The organism is Sinomonas sp. R1AF57, assembly GCF_002224485.1.
In the GTDB taxonomy this organism is placed as follows: Bacteria; Actinomycetota; Actinomycetes; order Actinomycetales; family Micrococcaceae; genus Sinomonas; species Sinomonas flava.
Genome location: NZ_CP022463.1, coordinates 1,845,390 through 1,863,282, shown reverse-complemented (window position 1 = coordinate 1,863,282; position 17,893 = coordinate 1,845,390). Strand labels below are relative to the sequence as shown.

Genomic DNA, 17,893 nt, shown 5'->3' with positions numbered 1-17,893 from the left:
GGCGGTCGACCACTACTGGTTCACCTCATCCGCGGCGGGTGGGGCAGCGTCCGCGAACGAAAGCCACGTGTATTGCCCGTTCGACCGCCAACAGGACCGACGCCGTCTTCACGGCCATCACCCCCTAGGAGGACCACTGCGGGAAGGCGAGCCGTCCCCCGGCGGCTCGCCGCCGGCGTCGGACGCGCGGCCCTGGCTGCGACCGTCGCCCTCGTCGCGCCCATCGTCATGGTTCCGCTCCTCAGGGTCCGCGCGGTCCCCACGGTCCGCGCGGAGGGCGCGGACGGCGGCGCTCACCGTCGGGTAGAAGTGGCCGGGCCCGAAGCGCGCCCGCGTGCCGAACTTCAGGAGCCGGTCCTTGACCGGTCCCTTGAGCTCGGCGAACACCAGCTCGATCCCGTGCCCGTCGAGCCACTCGTCGAGGTCCACGAGCTCGTCGAGCGCCGTGGTGTCGATCCCCGTGATCGGCTCGGCCGCAATGACGACATGCCGGATGTCGCGGTCGGCCCGTTCGACGAGGGAGCGCACGAACCCGGTGAAGACCGCGCCGTTGGCGAAGAACAGCGGCGCATCGAAGCGGGCGATCACGAGGCCCGGCACGCGGACGCCCTCCGGGTGGCGCGAGAGGTCGTGATAGCCCGGCACGTCCTGGAGGTCCCCGAGCTCGGCACGGTACGGCGACCAGGCCCGCCGCACGAACTCGAGCAGGGCCAGGCCCACCGCGACGAGGATCCCGGGAAGCACGCCCAGCGTCGTCACGCCCACGAACGCGGCGGCCATGAGCGCCGTCTCCGTCAGGCTCATCCGCGCGAGCCGGACGATCGCCGGCCCGTCGACGAGCCCTATGACCGCGGCGATCACGACGGCGGCGAGGGTCGCCGTGGGCAGGTACGCGGTGGCCTCCGGGGCGGCGAGCATGAAGGCCACGACGAGCAGCGAGGCGAAGACCCCTGCAAGCTGGCTCCTGGCCCCCGCCGCCACGGCCACCGGGGTCCGGGACCCGCTGCCGGAGATCGGGAACCCGCCGAACAGCCCCGCGGATGCGTTGGCGATCCCCACCGCGGCCATCTCGCGGTTGCCGGACACGGACTGGCCCTGCTGCCGGGCCAGGCTCTGCGAGAGCACGCCCGTGTCCGCGAACGCCATGAGGGCTATGCCCGCCGCGGGCAGCAGCAGCGCCACCGCGTCAGCGAGGGTGATCCCGCCGAGCGCGGGCGCTGGCAGCCCGCGGGGGAGTGCGCCGGCAACGTGGACACGCTCCCCGAGGCCGGCCGCCCACGTGACCAGTGCCGAGAGCACGACGGCGGGGAGCACGCCCGCGAGCTTCCACCCGAAGGCCCGCACGGCTCCGATGAGGGCCAGGGCGCCGCCGCCGAGGGCGAGGGCGACGAGGTTCGTCTCGCCGAGGACCCCCGCCGTGGCGGCCAGCTTCTGCCAGGGCGTGTCCCCCTGGGCCTCCACGCCGAGGAGCACGGGCAGCTGGGAGGCCACCACGACGAGGGCGAGGCCGCCGAGGTAGCCGAGCCGGATGGGCCGAGAGAGCAGGTGCGTGACGGCACCGAGCCGCAGCGCGGCTCCCGCGGCCATGACCAGCCCCATGAGGATCGCGAGCAGGCCGGCGAGCGCGACGGCGCGTGCCTCGCTGCCCGCAGCAAGGGGCAGCACGGCCGCGGCGATGAGCGGAGCCAGGGACGAATCCGGTGCGAGCACGAGCACGCGGCTCGGCCCGATGGCCGCGTACACGATCATCGGCACGATCGTCGCGTACAGACCGGTAGCCGGCGGGAGCCCGGCGGCCTGCGCATACGCCATGCCCGAGGGGATGAGCAGCCCGAACAGGGCCGCCCCCGCCACGGCATCGCTGCGCAGCCACGCGATCCGGTAGTCAGCGACCCACGGCGCGACTGGGACCCACGAGGGCAGGCGGGCGCGCGCCGTCGTGCGCCGCGCCTCGGTCCTGCCCATGCCGGAATCATGGTCCAGGGCCGCGCCCCACGCCAGTGGCGCTGGTGCTGGTGCGAGGATGGAGGGGTGAGCAGCGCTGTCGTGGTCGGGAGCGGGCCCAATGGGCTCGCAGGGGCCGTGCACCTTGCCATGCACGGACTGGACGTGCGTGTGCTCGAGGCCGAGCCCACCATCGGGGGAGGATGCCGCTCGTCGGTCGAGGACCTGCCGGGCCTCCTCGTCGACGAGTGCTCCGCGTTCCACCCGTTCGCCGCGGCCTCGCCCTACCTCTCGGGCCTCGGGCTCGAGGAGCACGGCCTGCGGTGGCGGGAGCCCGACGTCCAGCTCGTCCACCCGCTGGACGGCGGCCGCGCGGCAGCCCTCTGGCGGGACGAGGCGCGCACCGCCTCCGGCCTCGGGCCCGACGGTCCCGCCTGGGACAGGCTGATCGGCCGTGCCGCCCGCAGCTTCGGCACCCTCGTCGAGGACATCCTGGGCCCCCTCGTCGCCGTCCCCCGGCACCCGTTCGCGCTCGCGCGGTTCGGCCTCGACGCGGTCCTCCCCGCCACCCTGTCGGCTCGCCGCTGGCGGACCGACGAGGCCCGTGCGCTGTTCGGCGGGATCGCGGCGCACGCCTTCGCGCCGCTCGACTCCCCGTTCACGAGCTCGGTCGCGATCGTCCTCGCCGCAGCGGCCCACACGGTGGGGTGGCCCGTGGCCGAGGGCGGCTCCGGCGCGATCACGGCGGCCCTGGCCGCCCGGCTCGCCCGCTTCGGCGGCTCCATCGAGACGGGCCGGCGGGTCGAGGACGTCCGCGAGCTCGACGGCGCCGACGTGGTCCTGCTCGACGTCACCCCGTCCGCTGCCGCGAGGATCCTGGGAGACCGCCTTCCGCCGCGCGTCGCCGCCAGCTACCGCCGCTTCCGCCACGGCCCCGCCGCCTACAGGGTGGACTTCGCCGTGGAGGGCGGCATCCCCTGGGCGTCCGAGCTCGCCCGGCGGGCCGGAACAGTCCATGTCGGGGGGACGCTCGAGGAGATCGCCGAGGCGGAGGCCGCGACGGCCCGCGGCCGCATGCCCGCGCGCCCCTTCGTGCTCGTCGGCCAGCAGTACCTCGCCGATCCGGGAAGATCGAGGGACGGCGTCCACCCCGTGTGGGCCTACGCACACGTGCCGCACGCCTTCGCCGGCGACGCCACCGAGGCCCTCGTCGGCCAGATCGAGCGCTTCGCACCGGGCTTCCGGCGCACGGTCCGGGCCACAGCGGTCCGCGGGCCAGCCGCCCTCGAGGCCCACAACGCGAACTACGTGGGCGGCGACATCGGCGCCGGCGCCAACACCGGGCTGCAGCTCCTCGCCCGCCCACGCCTCACGCCGGACCCCTACGCCACCGGCGCGCCGGGCGTTTACCTCTGCTCCGCCTCGACCCCGCCCGGTGCCGGAACCCACGGCATGGGCGGCTACCGGGCCGCCTCCGCCGCGCTCAGGTGGCTCGCCCGCCGATAGGGTGGACGGGTGCACGACCACCCCGCCCCGGCGCCCTTCCCCTTCGAGGCGCTCCGGCGCTTCCCCGACGTCGAAGCGGAGAACCTCCAGGCCTACGACGCGACGGACAGGCTCCTCGCAACGCGCGGGCTCGGCGAGGCGGCCGCACGGGGGCTCGCCGGCGGTGACGTCGCCGTGGTGGGGGACGCGTACGGCGCGCTGACCCTCCAGCTCGCCGCCGCGGGCCTGCGCGGCCTGCGCGTCCACCAGGACCTCGTGACCGGCCGCGCAGCCCTCGCCCGCAACGCCGACGCGCTCAGGCTCTCCGGGACCTTCGTGCCCTGCGAACTCGGCCCGTCGCTGCTGGCTGGCGCACGGCTCGTCCTCGCCCAGCTTCCCCGCGGCCTCGCCGAGCTCGACGAGGTGGCCGACGCCGTCGCCCGCTGGTCGGCGCCGGACGTCACGTTCATCGCCGGCGGGCGGATCAAGCACATGAGCCTGGCCATGAACGACATGCTCCGCAGTCATTTCGGCGAGGTCTCCGCAGGCCTCGCCGCGCAGAAGTCCCGGCTCCTCACCGCGTCGGGGCCCCTGACCGTTCCCGACCGGCCGCCCTTCCCGGTCTGCGCGGCGCACGACGACGTGGGCCTCACCGTCTGCGCGCACGGCGCCGCGTTCGCGGGGCCACGGATCGACATCGGCACGCGCTTCCTCCTCGGCTTCGTGGACCGCATGCCATCGGGGCGGGCGGTCGACCTCGGCTGCGGCACCGGGGCGCTCGCGGCGGCCTACGCGCTCCGTCACCCGTCCGCCGAGGTGGTGGCCACCGACAGGTCCGCGGCGGCCGTCCGCTCCGCGCGCGCGACGATGGAGGCCAACGCGCTCGCCGGCAGGGTCGCCGTCGAGCACGACGACGCCGCGGCGCAGCTGGGCGAGGCGAGCGCCGACGTCGTGCTCCTCAACCCGCCCTTCCACCTCGGTGCCAGCGTCCACGCGGGGGCGGGACTCAAGCTCATCGCGGCCGCCGCCAGGCTGCTGCGGCCCGGCGGCGAGCTCTGGTGCGTCTTCAACACCCATCTGGACTACCGCCGCGCGCTGCAGGCGCAGGTCGGACCCACTGAGGTCATGGGGCGGAACAGGAAGTTCACGGTCACCAGATCCATGCGGCGCGGCTGAGCGCACGCCAGAGTCCTTGTGCCCTCCTGTGTGCCGCACGGGGTAACGTACTTCTAGACACGCCCTGAACTGCAGAGAGGACCCAGTGACGGAGCCACGTCAGCCCGCTGCCCGCCGGGGGACGAACCTGCCGCGGATGGGGGACTTCAACCTCACGGTGATCGTCGATGCCATCCGCCGCTCGGAGTCAGGGCTCAGCCGTGTGGAACTCGCCCAGATCGTGGGGCTCTCGCCGCAGACCATCTCGAACATCTCCCGCCGCCTCCTCGACCAGGGCCTCATCTTCGAGGCAGGCAAGGAGGGCAGCGGCCCGGGGAAGCCGCGGACCATCCTGCGGCTCAACCCCCAGGGCATGTATGCCGTCGGGGTCCACCTGGACCCGAGCATCATCACGCTCGTCCTCCTCGACCTCGTCGGTGCCATCGTCGCCAAGGAGACCTTCCTGACGCCCCGCTCGCACGAGCCCGAGGAGATCGTCGAGGCGATCGCGGAGTGCGTCGGGCGGCTCATCACCACCTCGGGCGTGCCACGCGCGCTCGTCGGCGGCATCGGGGTCGCCGCCCCCGGCCCCATCGACCTTGACCGCGGAGCCGTCGTCGGGCCGCCGCTCCTGCGCGGCTGGGTCGACGTCCCGCTCCAGGAGATGGTCCAGGAGGCCACTGGCATCGAGACGACCATGGACAAGGACGTCACGAGCGCAGCGGTCGCCGAGATCTGGGCCGGGGGCCCCGGTGGGTCCGAGACGTTCGCCTTCTTCTACCTCGGCACGGGCCTGGGCTGCGGCCTGGCCCTCAACGGCGAGATCTACCGCGGCAGTTCCGGCAATGTCGGCGAGATCGGGCACATCATCGTGGACCCCGACGGTCCCCCCTGCTTCGACGGCTGCGGCATGCGCGGGACGATCGCGACCGTGCTCGAACCCGTCCGCATCGTCGGCGAGGCCATCGACGCGGGGGTCCTGCCGCCGCTCCCGCAGGACCCCACGGCACCCGACTTCCAGAAGGCCTTCGCCCGACTGTGCGAGCTCGTCAACGCCGGGGACGAGCGGGCCGTGGAGATCCTCCGTGCCGCCGCACGTAACCTCGCATGGGCGGCGGCGGTGGTGGGCAACATGCTCGACGTCGAGCGCATGGTGTTCGGCGGCCCGTTCTGGGAACCGGTCGCGGACTTCTGCCTCTCCGTCATGCCCGACATGGTCAACGAGCTCCTCGCCACGCGGGGGATCTACCGCGTGGAGCTGATGGGGACCGGCCTCGGCGACGACGTCGGTGCGGTCGGCGCCGCGTGCCTCGTCCTCGAGCGGGCCCTCGCCCCGCGCGCTGAGCGCCTCCTGCTGGGCGGGTAGCATGGAACACACGAGGGCCGCGAGCTCCGCGCACGGGCCCTCCCACCGTGCACTCGAGGGGGAATCTGTGCCGACTTCTGCCGACACCGCCGAGGCGAACGCGCCGCTCGCCGCGCATGAGCTCGCGCGCTCTGCCGAGGTGATCGCCGCCGTGACGGCCCAGTTCGAGGCCAAGGTGGTGGGGCAGGAACGGCTGCGGGAGACCCTGCTCATCGGCCTGCTCACCGGCGGCCACGTCCTCCTCGAATCCGTCCCCGGCCTCGCCAAGACCACCGCTGCGGCCACCCTCGCCGAGTCCGTGCAGGCATCCTTCAGCCGGATCCAGTGCACCCCGGACCTCCTGCCCAGCGACATCGTCGGAACGCAGGTCTACGACGCCCGGGACGCGAGCTTCACGACCCAGCTCGGACCCGTCCACGCGAACATCGTGCTGCTCGACGAGATCAACCGCTCGAGCGCGAAGACCCAGAGCGCCATGCTCGAGGCGATGCAGGAGCGGCAGACCAGTATCGGCGGCCAAGTCCACCGCCTCCCCGAGCCCTTCCTCGTCCTGGCAACCCAGAACCCGATCGAGCACGAGGGCACCTACCGTCTGCCCGAGGCCCAGATGGACCGGTTCATGCTCAAGGACGTCCTGGACTACCCGAGCCCCGAGCAGGAGGCCGAGGTCCTGCACCGGATGGACCGCGGGGTCTACGCCCCGGGACGGGCTGTCGCGCCCGCGGCCACGCTCGAGGACGTGCGCGCCCTCCAGGACGCCGCACGGCGGGTGTACCTTGACCCGGCCATCACCCGCTACATCGTCGGCCTCGCCTACGTGACCCGGCACGCCGAGACCTACATCGAGCCCCGGCTCGCGCGGTTCATCGAGTTCGGGGCGAGCCCGCGGGCCTCGATCGCCTTCAGCGCCGCCGCGCGCGCCGCGGCGCTGCTCGCGGGCCGGGACTACGTGGTGCCGGAGGACGTCAAGTCCCTCGCGCACCGGGTCCTGCGGCACCGCATCATCCTCGGCTTCGAGGCTGTCGCCGAGCAGGTCCCCGTCGAGACCGTCGTGGACGCGATCATCGCCGCTGTCCAGACCCCCTAGGAACGCCATGACCACGAGCCTCGTCGCAAAGGTCAAGTCGCGCATGTTCATCGTGGCCCACCGCAGGGCCCGGACCATGCTAGACGGCGAGTACGGCTCGGTGTTCCGCGGCAGGAGCCTCGACTTCGACGACCTGCGGGCCTACACCGCCGGGGACGAGGTGCGCGACATCGACTGGAAGGCCTCGGCGCGCTACGGGTCGCCGCTCGTCAAGCGCTACGCCGCCGTGCGGCGGCAGACCGTCCTCCTCGTCGCCGACACAGGCCGCAACATGGCCGCCGTCTCCCGCGGCGGGGACGCGAAGAAGGACGTCGCCGTCATGGCGCTGGGGGTGCTGGGCTACCTGGCCCACCGGCACGGCGACCACATCGCGCTCGTCTCGGGAGACGCGGAATCCTCCTCGAGCCTTCCGCCGCGCGGCGGGGAGGCCCACCTCGAAGTCCTCCTGCGCCGGGTCGACGGAGCGGTCGCGCCCGACGGGGGCCGCAGCGACCTGACAGCGCAGCTCGCCCACGTCGCAAAGACGGTGGCGCAGCGGACCCTGCTCGTCGTCGTCGCGGACGAGGCCGCCCTCGACGACGAGGACGAGGCCCTCATCAGGCGCCTCGCCGCGCAGCACGAGATCCTGTGGCTCACGGTCCGGGACGCCGAGCTCGCGGGGCCGGACGCACCCCGCCGCAGCTACGACGTGGCGGACGGGGGAGTGCTCCTGAGCCTGCTGGCCGACGCCGGGGACGTCCTGGCCGAGTACCGCCGGCTCGTGGAGGAGCGGAACGCCCGCCGCGAGGCGCTCCTGACCCGTCTGGGAATCGTCGAGGGCCACGTCGACTCGGTCGACGGGGTCCTGCCGGCGATCTTCCGGCTGCTCGAGAGGCACCGCCGTGGGCGCTGATCCGGGCTTCTACGGGCCGCTGGGCTACTCCGGGTTCTGGCTCTTCCTCGGACTCGCCCTCGTCGCCGCCGCCCTCGCGTGGGTGTGGTACGCGGTCTCGAGCACGCGCGCGCCGCGGCTCGGCCGCGACGTCCCGATTCCGCGCTTCCACGCGCCCGTGGGCCTGCGGCGCAAGTACCTCGGGGAGATCGACCAGGTCGCCGCCCTCCTCGACCTCGGGGAGATCGGCCCCCGGACCGCCGCCCAGGAGATGTCCCGGATCGTGCGCGGCTTCGTGCAGGAGGTCACCGGGGTCCGGGCCTCCCGCATGACCCTGGACGAGCTCCGCGAACAGTCCACGCCCGCAGTCGCCGCCGCCGTCGAGCACTTCTACCCCGGCGAGTTCTCGCGGGACGGCGAGGCGGACGCCCGGGCCTCGATCGAGGCCGCGCGGACGGTGGTGGGCCAATGGAGCTGATGGCCGCCTGGCTCCTGGTCCCCGGGGCGCTCGCGATCGTGGGCGCCGTCGTGGTCGCGCTGCGCCGCCGTGGCACGCACGACGCCGTTCCGGTCGCCCACGGCGACCGGCTCGCCTCCCTGACCAGCTACCAGCGCCTGGTGAGGAGGCAGCGCTTCTGGCTTGCCGCCGTCGTCCTCGCCGCCCTGGTCCTCGCGGGCGCGCTCCTCTTCGCTGCCGCCCGCCCGGTGCTGACGTCCTCGCAGCGGCCCGAGGAGCGCAGCCGGGACATCATCCTGTGCCTCGACACCTCGGGGTCCATGAGCCGCGCCGACTCGGCCATCGTGGACGTGTTCGCCGGCATGGTCAGGGATTTCCGCGGGGAACGGATCGGCATGACGATCTTCGACGGCAGCGGCGTGCAGGTCTTCCCGCTCACCGACGACTACTCGTACATCGAGGAGCAGCTCCAGCGCGCCCGCGCCGCCTTCGACCGGCGCAGCTCCGACCCGGCCTTCTTCGAGGGGACGTGGCAGGGGCGCGGGACCTCCCTCATCGGCGACGGCCTGGCCTCGTGCGTCCAGGACTTCCCGAAGCTGGCCACCGAGAAGCGCTCCCGTTCGGTGATCTTCTCCACGGACAACTACCTCGCCGGCAAGCCGATCTTCACGCTCGCGCAGGCCACCGACCTCGCGAAGGAGAAGGCCGTGCGCGTCTTCGCGCTCAATCCCGCGGACTTCGGCGGCGGGATCGCCGAGACGGAGGCACGCGAGCTGCGCGACTCCGCCGAGTCGACCGGGGGCGCCTACTTCCCCCTCCGCAGCGCGACGGCGGCGCGCACCATCATCGGACAGATCCAGGCGAGCGAGGCCACCGCGACCCGCGGCTCCGCCCAGGGCCTGGTCGCGGACCACCCCGACGTGCCCCTCGGCATCGCCCTCGCCTCCGGCGCCGTCCTCGCGCTCGGGCTCTGGAGGGTCCGCTCATGACCGTGCTCCCCGTCGTGCCGTGGTGGGCGGCCCTGGCCCTGAGCCTGATCATCCTCGGCCTCGTGGGCTGGGCAGCGTTCCGGGCCGTCCGGTCCGGCCGCCCGCGGACCCCGTGGGTGCTGCGCAGCGTCCTCGCCGTGTGCCTCGTTGCTGCCGCCTGGCGCCCCGGCATCCCCGGGGCCGAGGCGCAGGGCGCCGTCAACGACCTCAACGTGTTCTTCGTCGTGGACCTCACCACGAGCGCCTCCGCCGAGGACTACGGCGGCAGGCCGCGCCTCGACGGCGTGCGGGCGGACATGGAGGCGATCGCCGACCGGCTCGCAGGCGCCAAGTTCGCCGTCCTCACGTTCGACACGAAGGGTGCGGTCCGGATGCCCCTCACCACCGACACCGCCGCGCTCGAGGCGACGGCCGACGTCATGCGCCCGGCCTACTACCTGTACTCGAAGGGCTCGAGCATCTCCGCCGGAGCGGACGTGCTCAAGGCCCGCCTCGAGGCCTCAGCCCACGACTCGCCCGAGCGGGCGCGCATCGTGTTCTACCTCGGGGACGGCGAGCAGACGAGCCCGCAGCCCGCGGCCCCCTTCGGGATCGACCGCAGCCTCATCAGCGGCGGCGCCGTCCTGGGCTACGGGACGGAGTCCGGCGGCCGGATGCTGGAGAACTCGCCGCGCGAGAGCGAGAACACCGGCTACATCAAGGACCCCACCACGGGGGCCGACGCGCTCAGCAGGATCGACGAGGGCGCGCTGCGCGGCATCGCGGGCCAGCTGGGCGTCCCGTACGTGCACCGGGCGCCCGGGGATGCGGTGGACGCCGCGCTCGTCGAGGCGCAGCCGGGTGCGCTCAAGGCGAGCGAGGAATCCGGCCTGTTCGGCCGCTTCGAGCTGTACTGGGCCTTCGCCCTCGCGGGGTTCGCCCTCGTCCTGGCCGAAGTGGTCCGATCGGGCGCAGCGCTCGCAGAGCTCAGGCCGCGGCGGAGGGAGAAGCCATGACACTCCTGGACCGGAGACGGAAGGCCCCGGCCCCCGAACGGAGCGGACCCGGGGGAGCGCAGCCCCGCGAGACCGACGGGGCCCGGGCCGCCCGGCTCCGCCGACGCGCGCGCCTGCTCTCCTGGGGATTCCCCTTCGTGCTCCTCGCCCTCGTGGTCGCGGCCAAGCTCCTGACGATGTCCGCCGCCGCGCAGCAGGCGATCTGGGCCTACGACGCGAAGGACGGCTCAGGCGTCTCCGGGGCCGCTGACTGGATGGGCACGGCCGATGTCGTCGAGACCCACAAGTCCCACTTCGCGCGCGGCGATGCCCTCGTCCTCGCCGGGGACTTCGCCGGGGCGCGCTCCGCGTTCGAGGAGGCCCTGCGCCGCACCGGCAGCGACGACGAATGCACGATCCGCGTGAACCTCGTCCTGGCCACGGAGAAGCTCGGGGACGCCGCGCGCGACGGCGGGGACGCGGTGTCGGCCGACCGGCTGTATGCCGACGCCGCGACGGTCATCAAGCAGGCCCCCGAGGGCTGCTTCGAACCTGACAGCCCACAGAACCAGCAGCAGCAGGGAGACCGGCTCGGCGAGGCACGCGACCGCCTCGAGCGCAAGCGCGCCGAGGAGCAGGCCAGCGGGAACCAGAGCCAGCAGCCGGGGCAGGGGACGCCGCCGCAGTCCCAGCCCAGTGCCGCACCGCCCCGCACCCCGGAGCAGCAGGCCCAGGACGGTCGGGTGGACGCGCTCGAGCGCTCCTCGGAGGCGGGCCAGCAGGAGCGCTCCGAGGGGGACCAGCGGCGGGACTACCTGCAGAACCCGCCGGCTGCGCCCGTCGACCGCCCGTGGTGAGCCCGGCGTCACACGCCGTCACGGTCTGACACATTGCGGAATCTCCTTGAAGCGCACCGGCTCCGCTTCCTAGGCTCGTAACCAAGTTGCCTCTGCAACGTGTCAGCGATCCCCGGTCCCGGGGATGTGGGTGCCCCCGTGTGGGCCTGACATTTGCCGCAGGGAAACTGCCCTCCATGCCGGGCGCCAGCCGCGGCGGCGCCCCACGGGCAGTGCACCCTGCGTTCCTGAAGACACCTCTGCCCTGCAACGCGCATGCCGCTGCGCAGGGACGGACTGGACCGCCAAAGGACGCAAATGTCTCCACCAACCCTGATCGACGCCCCCACATCCATCGCCGCACCAGCCCCTGTGGCCCTCTCCTACGAGCTGTTCCCGCCCAGGAGCCCGGCCGCTTCCGAGACCCTGTGGAAGACCATCCGCGAGCTCGAGGCCACCGACCCGGACTACGTCTCGGTCACGTACGGGGTGAGCGGCTCGAACCACGACACTGCGCTGGACCTCGTCGACCGCCTGCAGCTCGAGACGACCCTGCGGCCGCTCGCGCACCTCACCTGCGTCGGCGGCAGCCCAGCCGAGCTGAGCACCGTGGTCAACGAGCTCCTCGACCGCGGCGTCCGCGGCATCCTCGCCCTGCGCGGGGACACGCCCCGCGACGGCGTGCTGCCTCAGGGCGCGCTGCGGTACGCCCAGGACCTCATCGAGCTCATCCGACGGGTCGAGCTGCGGCGCTCCGCGCAGTTCGCCGCCGGCAAGGTCGCGATCGGTGTGGCCGCCTACCCCACCAAGCACCCTGAATCGCCGAGCGAGGCCCACGACATCGAGGTGCTCCTGGCCAAGCAGCGTTCGGGTGCCGACTTCGCGATCACGCAGGTCTTCTTCCACACGGACCAGTACGCCTCGCTCCTGCACCGGGCGCGCCGGGCGGGCGTGACGATCCCGGTCATCCCCGGCATCATGCCGCTCACGAGCGTCCGTCGGATCGAGAAGCTCGCGAGCCTGTCCGGGGTGCTCCCCGACGCGTCGCTCGTCGACCGCCTCCGCTCCGCGGGCGACGACGAGGCTGCCGCGCGCGGCATCGGCATCGAGGCGAGCGTCGCGCTCGCCGAGGCCGCGCTCGAGGCAGGCGCCCCGGGCCTCCACCTCTACACCTTCAACGAGCACGAGGCCTCGCTCGAGGTCCTCGCGAGGCTCAGCCTCCCGCGTCCCAGCCGGCCCTCCCTGGCTGCCCGGCGCCGGGCCGCGCACTGATTCCGTCCCTTCCGCACGCTTCGCCTGAACACAAGGACTTCCCATGACTGCACAGAACCCTTCCTCCGCCGCGCCCTCCTTCCCGTCGGCGACCATCCTCGGCTACCCCCGCATCGGCCGCCGGCGCGAGCTGAAGAAGGCCGTCGAGGCCTACTGGGCCGGCGCCTCCACCGCCGCCGAGCTGCACGCCGCCGCCGAGCAGATCCAGGCCGCGACGCTGGCCCGGCTCGCCGGGCTCGGCCTCACCGAGCGCTCCTCGGTCCCCGGCACCTTCTCCTTCTACGACCAGGTGCTCGACACCGCGGTCGCGCTCGGCGCGGTGCCCGCCCGCTTCGGGGCGCTGCACGACGCCGATGGGACCCTCGGCCTCGATGCCTACTTCACGCTGGCCCGTGGGAACGCGGAGCAGCAGCCTCTCGAGATGACGAAGTGGTTCGACTCGAACTACCACTACCTCGTCCCGGAGATCGGCCCCGAGACGTCCTTCTCGCTCTCCTCAGAGCGCGTGGTCGAGGACTTCGCCTTCGCCAAGGCCCAAGGGATTGTGACCCGCCCCTACCTCGTCGGCCCCGTCACGTTCCTGCTCCTGTCCAAGGCCTCCGACGACGCTCCGGCCGACTTCGCGCCGCTGTCCCGCCTCGAGGACATCCTCCCCGTGTACGCGCAGCTCCTGGAGAAGCTCGCCGCCGCCGGCGCCGAGTGGGTCCAGCTCGACGAGCCGGCGCTCGTGGCAGACCTCGACACCCCCGCGCTCGAGGTGAGCGACGCCGTCGAGCGCGCCTACGCCGCACTGACCGCCCCCGCCGCCCGTCCGCAGATCCTCCTGTCCGCCCCGTACGGTGGCCTCGGTGCCCAGTCTTCGGCCGTCGCGGCCACCGGTGTCGAGGCTGTGGCGCTGGACCTCTTCAAGGGTGCGCTCCCGTCCGACGCCGAGCTGGCCGGCTTCGCCGGCAAGACGCTCGTCGCCGGTGTCGTGGACGGCCATAACGTCTGGCGCAACGACCTCGCGGCCTCGGCGGCGAAGCTCGACGCCCTCCGGGCGGCCGGCGCCGAGCACGGATTCGCCGTCGCGGTCTCGACCTCGACCTCGACCTTCCACGTCCCGCACGACGTCGAGGAGGAGACCCAGCTGGACGACGCGCTGCGCAGCTGGCTCGCGTTCGCCGACCAGAAGGTGCGCGAGGTCGCCACGCTCGCGGCCTACCTGGCAGACCCGGCCTCGGCGCAGGCCGCCCTCGACGAGGCGACCCGCGTGATCGCCTCCCGCGCCCAGGCACCGGGCGTGCGCCGCCCCGAGGTCCGCGAGCGCACCGCGGCCCTCACCGCGGCCGATTTCTCCCGCTCGGACTATGCCGTGCGCGCCGCCGCGCAGGACGCCGTCCTGAACCTGCCGCCCCTGCCGACGACGACGATCGGCTCCTTCCCGCAGACCGCGGAGGTCCGTGGGGCTCGCGCCCGCCTGAACCGGGGCGCGATCGACGCGGCCGAGTACGAGCGACTCATGAAGGACGAGATCAAGCGCGTCGTCGACCTGCAGGAGGAGCTCGGCTTCGACGTCCTCGTGCACGGCGAGCCCGAGCGCAACGACATGGTCCAGTACTTCGCCGAGAACCTCGACGGCTTCGACGTCACCGTCCACGGCTGGGTGCAGTCCTACGGCTCGCGCTGCACCCGCCCGTCCATCCTGTGGGGCGACGTCTCGCGCGCGGCTGGACCCTCGATCCTGTGGGGCGATGCCTCCACCGGCGCACCGATCACCGTCCCGTGGGCGGCCTACGCTCAGTCGCTCACCGAGAAGCCGCTCAAGGGCATGCTCACCGGCCCCGTGACCATCCTCGCGTGGTCCTTCGTCCGCGACGACCAGCCGCTCGCCGAGACCGCCAACCAGGTGGCCCTCGCCCTGCGCGACGAGATCACCGACCTCGAGGACGCCGGGATCAAGATCATCCAGGTGGACGAGCCTGCCCTGCGCGAGCTGCTCCCGCTGCGCCGTGCCGACCAGCCCGCGTACCTTGACTGGTCCGTGAAGTCATTCCGGCTCGCGACGGCGGGCGCCCGGGACGCGACCCAGGTCCACACCCACCTGTGCTACTCGGAGTTCGGCGTCATCATCGATGCGATCGACGGCCTCGACGCCGACGTGACCTCGATCGAGGCGGCCCGCTCCCGCATGGAGGTCGTCAACGACCTCGAGGCGCACGGGTTCGGCCGCGGCGTCGGACCGGGCGTGTACGACATCCACTCGCCGCGCGTCCCGAGCCAGGCCGAGGTCGAGGAGCTGCTCGAGACCGCGGTCAAGCATGTCCCGGCGCGCCAGCTCTGGGTCAACCCGGACTGCGGCCTCAAGACCCGCGGCTACGCGGAGACCGAGGCGTCCCTGCGGAACCTCGTCGAGGCCGCCAAGGTGGCACGCGCGGCGCTCGCGAAGGTCTGAGGCAGCGGCTGCCAGCACCGCGAGGGGCCCCGGTTCGTCCTCGAACCGGGGCCCCTCGGGCGTCCGCTGGGCGCGGCGCAGCGGCCGCCGGTCAGTCCCAGAGGATCTCGTCGTCCACCACGCCGTCCGCATCGGCGGCGGCCACCAGCATCTCGTCCGTGAAGCCCTCGCCGAGCGTGAGGTTCAGGACGAAGTAGCGCTCGGGCTGGCCCGGGTAGATCCCGACCCGCGCGAGGCGCAGCGCCCGGACGAAGACCTCGGGCGTCAGCTCGGCCGGGTCCTCGACGCCGAAGACCTTCTTCACCGAGCCGTTGCCGAGGTTCTGGCAGTGGAAGTGGCGGAACTGGCTCGCGGCGCTCTCGTCGTCGTCGAGCTCCTGGGTGATGCGCTCGCGGACCGAGTCGATCAGCTCGGGGAGGAAGCGGAGGCGGTAGTCGACCTTGTGCACGGCCGCTTCGTCGAGGTGGTCGTGGTCGGAGATCGTCAGCTCGAGCGGCACGTGCGCGCCCTCGACGCTGAACGTTCCCGGCACGGCCCGGCTGCCTGACGTGGAGAGGACTACGGGGCCGAAATGCTGGCTGACTGCCTCCATGGCATCACGATAGTCCCGGACCCCCGATGGGGCCAGCGTCACGCCAGGCGCTCGAGGAGGGCGACGGCGTCGTGCGGCGCCCGCCCGTCGGCGTCGTTGTCGAAGTAGACGTAGACGTCCAAGCCGTCGTCCATCCATCCCCGGGCCTCGCGGGCCCACGCGTCGAGGGACGCGGCGGAGTACCCGCCGTGGTAGAGCGCGGTCTCGCCGTGCAGCCGGACGTACCGGAAGTCGGCGCCCGGGTGCCGGAACTGGGGGAAGCGGCCGGCCGAGTCCGCCACCACGGTCGCAATCCCGGCCTGCTCGAGCAGGCTCCTTGCGGCCTCCGAACCGAAGCTCTCGTGGCGCGGCTCGAGGGCATGCCGCAGCGGTCCGTCGGCCAGGGCCTCGGTGAAGGCCCGGTCCTCGGGGACCTTCTCGTCGTGCCGCCTGGCGAGTTCGGCCGCCTCGGCGACCGTGCGCGGGAGGAGGTCGAAGAACCCGGCCAGGCGCTCGGCGTCGAACGCGAGGCGCTCCGGCAGCTGCCACAGGAACGGGCCCATCTTCCCCCCGAGCGCCAGGACCCCGGAGGCGAAGAAGTTCGCCAGCGCGGTCTCCGCCTTCTGCAGCTTCAGGAGGTGGGTGATGTAGCGGCCGCCCTTGACGGCGAACACGAAGTCCCCGGGGGTCGCGTCGCGCCAGGCGGTGTACGAGGAGGGCCGCTGGAGGGAGTAGAACGAGCCGTTGATCTCGGCCGAGGGCATGCGTCCGGCGATGTAGGCGAGCTCGTCCCGCTGCCTGAGCCCAGTGGGGTAGAAGTCGCCGCGCCAGCGTGCGTAGCGCCAGCCGGAGACGCCCACGAAGGCGCGGCCCCGGGCCCGCCCACCTCCCGGCGCCCTCATGCGTGCCGCACCAGGCCGGTGAGCGCTTCGGCGACGAGGTCGAGGAAGATCCGTGCCTGCGGGTCGGCGGCCCCACCGGGGCGCAGCCCGAAGATCGTCCGGGCGAGCCTGATCTCCGGCACGTCGACCACGACCACCCCGCCGGGCCGCGACTGCAGGGCCAGCTCGGGCACGAGCGCCGCGCCGAGCCCCGCGGAGGAGAGGCCGAGGCTCGCGTTGAAGTCGTCGCTGTAGGCCACGACGCGGGGCTGGAGCCCGCAGCTGGCGAAGAGGCGGTCGATCACGGTCGCATCGCTCGTCCCCGGATGGTGGACGATCCAGGGCATGTCGCCGAGCTGGTCTGCGCTGACCTGCACCCCTTCGGCGATGCCCCAGGACTCCGGCAGGACCACGCGGAACGGGTCGTCGCCCACCCAGAGCCGGTCCATGGTGTGCGGCCACGCCAGCCCGCTCTGCCCGACCTGGTAGACGAGGACGACGTCGAGGTCGCCGCGGTCGTGCAGTCCCCGGATGGTCTGGCCCGGCTCCGCGACCGACACGTGGAGGTCGAGGCCGAGCCGCCGCCAGCGTTCGCTGCGCAGGACCGAGGGCAGGACATAGGTCGCCAGGCTCGGGAAGATGCCGAGGCGGAGCTCCCGCCCGGCTGCCTCTGCGGCGCGGGCCGTGGCGGCGCGCAGCGCGTCGATGTCCGTGAGGACCTTGGCGGCGTGCCGGGTCATGACGAGGGCGGCCTCGGTGGGGACGATGCTGCGGGCCGTGCGGTGGAAGAGCTCGACGCCGGTCTCCCGCTCGAGCGCTGCCATCTGCTGGGACACGGCCGACGGCGTGTACCCGAGCTGGGAGGCGGCTGAGGCGAAGCTTCCGAGGCGGACGACCTCCAGGAGGGTCTGGAGATGGACCGGGTTGACCACGCTCGCTCCCTTCCTGTGGGCCGCTCCAGCGTACGACACGCCGAGAGATTAACGACACGCCAACACAGCGCGCTGTGCGTTCGCCGCGTCCACAGGGTGTGGACGACGGGCCCTGAACCGCGGGAATACGCGGGTCTTCCCGGTGCATTAAGTGTGTGGATTCTGTGGACTCACGGCCCGAAGAATGACATACTTGTAAGACAACATCTTGGGGTCCGCAGCGGCGCCGTGCACTACATGTAGTATCGAGGGCACCGGGGCGGCCATCAGGATGAGGGGCAGCCGTCGGTGCGGCAGCGGCGGAGAGGACGCCTCGGCCGGGCAGAGCTTTCGCGTAAGGGGTAAAGGAACCATGAACGTCACGGTCTACACGAAGCCGGCGTGCGTGCAGTGCAACGCTACCTACCGCGCCCTCGACAAGAAGGGCATCGCCTACCAGAGCGTTGACGTCACCCAGGACCCTGAGGCCCTCGCGCGCCTCAAGGCCATGGGCTACATGCAGGCCCCGGTCGTCGTCGCCGACGGTGACCACTGGTCCGGGTTCCGCCCGGACAAGATCGCTGCCCTCGCCCAGGGCAGCGCCTCCGCGTCGGTGGCCTGAGCCGCCGTCATCCGCTTCGCTTCCAGGGGGTGCTTGAG

16 protein-coding genes are annotated in these 17,893 nt (G+C 72.9%); 12 read left to right on the top strand and 4 right to left on the bottom strand.

Annotation, left to right across the window (positions count from 1 at the left end; genetic code table 11):
• Positions 1-117: 117 nt before the first annotated feature.
• On the bottom strand, positions 118-1,965 hold the full coding sequence (locus CGQ25_RS08515; RefSeq protein WP_208712680.1) for a SulP family inorganic anion transporter: 1,848 nt from the start codon (positions 1,963-1,965) through the stop codon (positions 118-120).
• Positions 1,966-2,031: 66 nt separating this feature from the next.
• Between CGQ25_RS08515 and CGQ25_RS08510 the strand changes: the two genes are divergently transcribed.
• From CGQ25_RS08510 to metE, 11 genes are all read left to right on the top strand, one after another.
• A complete protein-coding gene (locus CGQ25_RS08510) occupies positions 2,032-3,450 on the top strand; it encodes an NAD(P)/FAD-dependent oxidoreductase (protein WP_208712679.1) in 1,419 nt (472 codons plus the stop codon).
• Positions 3,451-3,459: 9 nt separating this feature from the next.
• Positions 3,460-4,605 carry a methyltransferase gene (locus CGQ25_RS08505; RefSeq protein ID WP_208712678.1) on the top strand — a complete coding sequence of 382 codons (1,146 nt, stop codon included), beginning with the start codon at positions 3,460-3,462 and terminating at the stop codon, positions 4,603-4,605.
• A gap of 85 nt (positions 4,606-4,690) precedes the next feature.
• Entirely contained in the window at positions 4,691-5,950 is a 1,260-nt protein-coding gene (locus CGQ25_RS08500) for an ROK family protein (protein WP_255405689.1), read from the top strand.
• 67 nt (positions 5,951-6,017) lie between these two features.
• Complete coding sequence (locus CGQ25_RS08495) at positions 6,018-7,037, top strand: MoxR family ATPase (protein ID WP_255405687.1); 1,020 nt, start codon at positions 6,018-6,020, stop codon at positions 7,035-7,037.
• A 7-nt stretch (positions 7,038-7,044) separates the two neighbouring features.
• Positions 7,045-7,929: a DUF58 domain-containing protein gene (locus tag CGQ25_RS08490; RefSeq protein ID WP_255405686.1), complete on the top strand. Its 885-nt coding sequence runs from the start codon at positions 7,045-7,047 to the stop codon at positions 7,927-7,929.
• Entirely contained in the window at positions 7,919-8,386 is a 468-nt protein-coding gene (locus CGQ25_RS08485) for a hypothetical protein (protein WP_208712676.1), read from the top strand. The genes CGQ25_RS08490 and CGQ25_RS08485 overlap by 11 nt, the downstream gene beginning before the upstream one ends.
• On the top strand, positions 8,377-9,354 hold the full coding sequence (locus CGQ25_RS08480; RefSeq protein ID WP_208712675.1) for a VWA domain-containing protein: 978 nt from the start codon (positions 8,377-8,379) through the stop codon (positions 9,352-9,354). Before CGQ25_RS08485 ends, CGQ25_RS08480 begins: the two co-directional genes overlap by 10 nt.
• Positions 9,351-10,349, top strand: coding sequence for a VWA domain-containing protein (locus CGQ25_RS08475; protein WP_208712674.1), 999 nt, complete (start codon positions 9,351-9,353; stop codon positions 10,347-10,349). Before CGQ25_RS08480 ends, CGQ25_RS08475 begins: the two co-directional genes overlap by 4 nt.
• Entirely contained in the window at positions 10,346-11,185 is an 840-nt protein-coding gene (locus CGQ25_RS08470; RefSeq protein WP_208712673.1) for a hypothetical protein, read from the top strand. The genes CGQ25_RS08475 and CGQ25_RS08470 overlap by 4 nt, the downstream gene beginning before the upstream one ends.
• Before the next feature lie 297 nt (positions 11,186-11,482).
• Positions 11,483-12,436, top strand: a complete 954-nt coding sequence (locus tag CGQ25_RS08465; RefSeq protein WP_208712672.1) for a methylenetetrahydrofolate reductase — start codon at positions 11,483-11,485, stop codon at positions 12,434-12,436.
• Positions 12,437-12,479: 43 nt separating this feature from the next.
• A complete protein-coding gene (gene metE, locus CGQ25_RS08460) occupies positions 12,480-14,870 on the top strand; it encodes a 5-methyltetrahydropteroyltriglutamate--homocysteine S-methyltransferase (protein ID WP_208712671.1) in 2,391 nt (796 codons plus the stop codon).
• A 91-nt stretch (positions 14,871-14,961) separates the two neighbouring features.
• Here the strand turns inward: metE and CGQ25_RS08455 are convergent, their stop codons facing one another.
• From CGQ25_RS08455 to CGQ25_RS08445, 3 genes are read right to left on the bottom strand one after another with little or no spacing between them, the layout of a single operon-like run.
• Positions 14,962-15,462, bottom strand: a complete 501-nt coding sequence (locus CGQ25_RS08455) for a DUF2004 domain-containing protein (RefSeq protein ID WP_208712670.1) — start codon at positions 15,460-15,462, stop codon at positions 14,962-14,964.
• Between the two features lie 38 nt (positions 15,463-15,500).
• Positions 15,501-16,343 carry a DUF72 domain-containing protein gene (locus tag CGQ25_RS08450; RefSeq protein ID WP_208712669.1) on the bottom strand — a complete coding sequence of 281 codons (843 nt, stop codon included), beginning with the start codon at positions 16,341-16,343 and terminating at the stop codon, positions 15,501-15,503.
• The gene (locus CGQ25_RS08445) at positions 16,340-17,254 is read right to left on the bottom strand and encodes a LysR family transcriptional regulator (RefSeq protein ID WP_208712991.1); all 915 of its coding nucleotides are present in this window, start codon (positions 17,252-17,254) and stop codon (positions 16,340-16,342) included. The genes CGQ25_RS08450 and CGQ25_RS08445 overlap by 4 nt, the downstream gene beginning before the upstream one ends.
• Positions 17,255-17,606: 352 nt before the next feature.
• Here CGQ25_RS08445 and nrdH point away from each other — a divergent pair, with 352 nt between their 5' ends.
• On the top strand, positions 17,607-17,855 hold the full coding sequence (gene nrdH, locus CGQ25_RS08440; RefSeq protein WP_208712668.1) for a glutaredoxin-like protein NrdH: 249 nt from the start codon (positions 17,607-17,609) through the stop codon (positions 17,853-17,855).
• Positions 17,856-17,893 lie beyond the last annotated feature (38 nt).

Coding starts and splice junctions, on each gene's coding strand:
- CGQ25_RS08470 (WP_208712673.1), top strand. CDS start 10,346: ATGACACTCCTGGACCGGAGACGGAAGGCCCCGGCCCCCGAACGGAGC.
- CGQ25_RS08490 (WP_255405686.1), top strand. CDS start 7,045: ATGACCACGAGCCTCGTCGCAAAGGTCAAGTCGCGCATGTTCATCGTG.
- metE (WP_208712671.1), top strand. CDS start 12,480: ATGACTGCACAGAACCCTTCCTCCGCCGCGCCCTCCTTCCCGTCGGCG.
- nrdH (WP_208712668.1), top strand. CDS start 17,607: ATGAACGTCACGGTCTACACGAAGCCGGCGTGCGTGCAGTGCAACGCT.
- CGQ25_RS08455 (WP_208712670.1), bottom strand. CDS start 15,462: ATGGAGGCAGTCAGCCAGCATTTCGGCCCCGTAGTCCTCTCCACGTCA.
- CGQ25_RS08475 (WP_208712674.1), top strand. CDS start 9,351: ATGACCGTGCTCCCCGTCGTGCCGTGGTGGGCGGCCCTGGCCCTGAGC.
- CGQ25_RS08480 (WP_208712675.1), top strand. CDS start 8,377: ATGGAGCTGATGGCCGCCTGGCTCCTGGTCCCCGGGGCGCTCGCGATC.
- CGQ25_RS08515 (WP_208712680.1), bottom strand. CDS start 1,965: ATGGGCAGGACCGAGGCGCGGCGCACGACGGCGCGCGCCCGCCTGCCC.
- CGQ25_RS08450 (WP_208712669.1), bottom strand. CDS start 16,343: ATGAGGGCGCCGGGAGGTGGGCGGGCCCGGGGCCGCGCCTTCGTGGGC.
- CGQ25_RS08465 (WP_208712672.1), top strand. CDS start 11,483: ATGTCTCCACCAACCCTGATCGACGCCCCCACATCCATCGCCGCACCA.